We start from the raw sequence: 3,440 nt of genomic DNA on the forward strand, positions 1-3,440 counted from the left end.
AGGCGCAGGCGGCGGCGCTGGACCCCGGCCTGAAGGGCGCGCGGCAGCGACTCGCCGGCCGCGTCGAGCCGCTGGGCCGGCCCCTGCAACAGCGTCTCGGCGCGCGGCAGGGCGCGCGACAGGTCGCGCAGCCGCTGCTCGCGCCGCGCCAGGGCGTCGCTCAGGGCGCGGGTCAGGCGGTTGCCCTGCTCGCCGGTCCAGACCAAAAGGTCGCGCCGCACCGGCACCGCCATTTCCGCCGCCGCCGTCGGCGTCGGGGCGCGGCGATCGGAAACATAGTCGATCAGCGTGGTATCGGTTTCATGCCCGACCGCCGAGATCAGCGGGATCTGCGAGGCGGCGGCGGCGCGGGCCACGCTTTCCTCGTTGAAGCCCCAGAGATCCTCGATACTGCCGCCGCCACGGGCCACGATCAGCAGGTCGGGACGCGGCAGGGCGCCGCCGGGGGTCAGGGCGTTGAAGCCGCGAATCGCCGCCGCCACCTGCGGCGCGCATTGCTCGCCCTGCACCGCCACCGGCCAGATCAGCACCTTGCGCGGGAAGCGGTCGCGCAACCGATGCAGGATGTCGCGGATCACCGCGCCGGTCGGCGAGGTCACCACACCGATGATTTCGGGCAGATAGGGAATGGGCTGCTTGCGCTCGGCGGCAAAGAGCCCTTCGGCGGCCAGCTGTTTCTTGCGTTTTTCCAGCATCGCCATCAGCGCGCCTTCGCCGGCCACCGCCACGTCATCGACATTCAGCTGGTATTTCGACTGCGAGCCGAACGTGGTCAGCTTGCCGGTGACAATGACCTCCATCCCCTCTTCGGGGCGGATCGTCAGCCGGCTGACCTGGCCCTTCCAGCTCACCGCCGCCAGCACCGAGCGGTCATCCTTGACGTCGAAATAGAGATGCCCCGAGCGGGCCAGCATCACCCGCCCCACCTCGCCGCGCACCCGCACCCGGCCAAACGCGCCCTCGATGGTGCGTTTCAGGGCGCCGGAGATTTCGGAAACAGAGAATTCCGGGGCGTTTTCGCCCGGGTTCGCGGCGTCGATCAGGTCGGACATTTGGCCTCGCTTGTGGAACTGTGCGACACAGCTTAGAACGCGGGGCAACGAAGGCCAAGCAGAAGGGCATCTTTCATGAACATCCTCATCCTCGGCAGCGGTGGCCGCGAGCATGCATTGGCCTGGGCGGTCATGCAGAACCCCAAATGCGACAAGCTGATCGTGGCCCCGGGCAACGCCGGGATCGCGCAGATCGCCGATTGCGCCAGCATCAATATCGACGATGGCGGGGTGGTCTGCGCCTTTGTCGAAGAAAACGCCATCGACTTCGTCATCATCGGCCCCGAGGCGCCGCTGGCGGCCGGGGTGGCCGACCGTCTGCGCGAGGCCGGGGTGCTGGTCTTCGGCCCTTCGGCCGCAGCCGCGAAACTGGAAGCCTCGAAAAGCTTCACCAAGGAAATCTGCGACCGGGCCAAGGCCCCCACCGCAGCCTATGGTCATTTCACCGATGCCGAGGCCGCCAAGGCCTATATCCGCGACCAGGGGGCGCCGATCGTGGTCAAGGCCGACGGGCTCGCCGCCGGCAAGGGCGTGATCGTGGCCATGGACGAGGCCACCGCGCTCGAGGCCATCGACGACATGTTCGGCGGCGCCTTCGGCGGGGCCGGCGCCGAGGTGGTGATCGAGGAGTTCATGGAGGGCGAAGAGGCCTCGTTCTTCATCCTCTGCGACGGCAAGACCGCGCTGCCGATCGGCACCGCGCAGGATCACAAACGGGTTGGCGAAGGCGACACCGGCCTCAACACCGGCGGCATGGGGGCCTATTCTCCGGCGCCGGTGCTGACCGACGAGATCGCCGAAAAGGCGATGCAGCAGATCATCCAGCCGACGATCGATGAAATGGCCCGGCAGGGCACACCCTATCAGGGGGTTCTCTATGCCGGCCTGATGATCAAGGACGGCCAGCCGCGCCTGGTGGAATACAACGTGCGCTTTGGCGATCCGGAATGCCAGGTGCTGATGATGCGCCTTGGCGCGCAGGCCTTCGACCTGATGCATGCGGCGGCCGAAGAACGCCTTGCCGAGGCGCGGGTGAACTGGGCCGACGACCATGCAATCACCGTGGTCATGGCTGCCAACGGCTATCCGGGTTCCTACGAGAAAGGGACCGTGATCAACGGTCTGGATACGCTTCCCGAGGACGGCAGCAACATGGTCTTCCACGCCGGAACAACCGCCGTCAACGGGGCCGTCACCGCCACCGGTGGCCGGGTTCTGAACGTCACCGCGCGGGGGGCCACGTTGCAGGAAGCCCGCGACCGCGCCTATGGGATGGTCGATGCCATCGACTGGCCGCAGGGGTTCTTCCGCCGCGACATCGGCTGGCGGGCGCTCTGAGCCCGACGCCTGACCAAGGTGCAACAAAGCCCGGCAGCCCCTGCCGGGCTTTGTCGTTCTTGGCCCGGCCCGCAGATTGCCGGCCTGCGCGATTGCCTGCCATTGCCGCTGACAGTAACCTGTGCGCAGAAGTGATTTGCGGAGTGCGGGCCGATGTCCGAATTGCCATCCATCGACGCGGCCTATGCCAGCCATGATTTCACCGAACTGGCGTTCCATTTTGTCCCCGTCGGCATCGTGGTGACCGAAAACCGGGTGATCCGCGATTGCAACCAGACCTTTGCCCAGATGTTCGGCTATGGGCGTGAGGACCTGCGCGACCAGACCTTCGCCATCCTCTATCCAAGCCAGGAAGAGTTCGCCAATATCCGCAATCGCGGTGTCGACTGCCTGCGCGAAGGCGGCATCTACTGGGACGAACGGGTGATGATGCGCAAGAACGGCGAGATGTTCTGGTGCCGGGTGCGCGGCCATTCCTTCACCCCCGAAGATCCGCTGATGCGTGCGGTCTGGAGCTTTGCCGACCTCTCGGACACCCGCCCCTATCAGCAGCTGACCCGGCGCGAACGCGAGGTCTTCTCGCTGATGAGCGAGGGCATGACCTCAAAGGAAATCGCCCGCATCCTGAAGATGTCGAACCGCACCGTCGAGGTGCACCGCGCCAAGCTGCTGAAGAAATTCGGCGCCAGCAACACCGCGGCGCTGTTCCAGTCGCTGGGCGACATCGGCGGCGACCACGTGATCAATGCCGGGCACCAGTTCTCGGCCCGCTAAGGCGCGGGCTCAGGCGCCTTCTTCATCCGTGCCCTCCGTCGTGACACGGTAGTCGCGTTTCATGTCCCGGGTCAGCGCGAACCAGGCAGAGGCCCGGGTGCGCGCCTGATGCGCGTCAAAGGCGGCGCGGTTCTCGAACAGTTCAAAGACCACAAAGCGCCCCGGATGGCGGTGATCTTCGGTGACTTGGAAGGCGATGCACCCCGGCTCGGCGCGGGTCAGGGCGATATGTTCGCTCAGCGCCGCGCGAACTGCGTCGAGCCTGTCCTGCGGCAC

The 3,440-nt window shown here is 66.6% G+C and carries 4 protein-coding genes; 2 read left to right on the forward strand and 2 right to left on the reverse strand.

The annotated features are described in order from the left end of the window. The coding region (gene xseA, locus ABZD10_RS14495; RefSeq protein WP_372887563.1) for an exodeoxyribonuclease VII large subunit at nucleotides 1-1,052 on the reverse strand (1,052 nt) is incomplete at its 3' end. Between the two features lie 75 nt (nucleotides 1,053-1,127). Here xseA and purD point away from each other — a divergent pair. Beyond that, nucleotides 1,128-2,390: a phosphoribosylamine--glycine ligase gene (gene purD / locus ABZD10_RS14500; protein ID WP_372887565.1), complete on the forward strand. Its 1,263-nt coding sequence runs from the start codon at nucleotides 1,128-1,130 to the stop codon at nucleotides 2,388-2,390. Between the two features lie 153 nt (nucleotides 2,391-2,543). Next, complete coding sequence (locus ABZD10_RS14505) at nucleotides 2,544-3,164, forward strand: LuxR C-terminal-related transcriptional regulator (RefSeq protein ID WP_372887567.1); 621 nt, start codon at nucleotides 2,544-2,546, stop codon at nucleotides 3,162-3,164. Between the two features lie 9 nt (nucleotides 3,165-3,173). Here ABZD10_RS14505 and ABZD10_RS14510 read toward each other — a convergent pair. Next, nucleotides 3,174-3,440 (reverse strand): putative quinol monooxygenase (locus ABZD10_RS14510; protein ID WP_372887568.1); only part of this gene is annotated, 267 nt, incomplete at its 5' end.

Origin of the sequence: Shimia sp., assembly GCF_041624275.1 — a bacterium.
Lineage (GTDB): Bacteria > Pseudomonadota > Alphaproteobacteria > Rhodobacterales > Rhodobacteraceae > Shimia.

Coding starts and splice junctions, on each gene's coding strand:
- purD (WP_372887565.1), top strand. CDS start 1,128: ATGAACATCCTCATCCTCGGCAGCGGTGGCCGCGAGCATGCATTGGCC.
- ABZD10_RS14505 (WP_372887567.1), top strand. CDS start 2,544: ATGTCCGAATTGCCATCCATCGACGCGGCCTATGCCAGCCATGATTTC.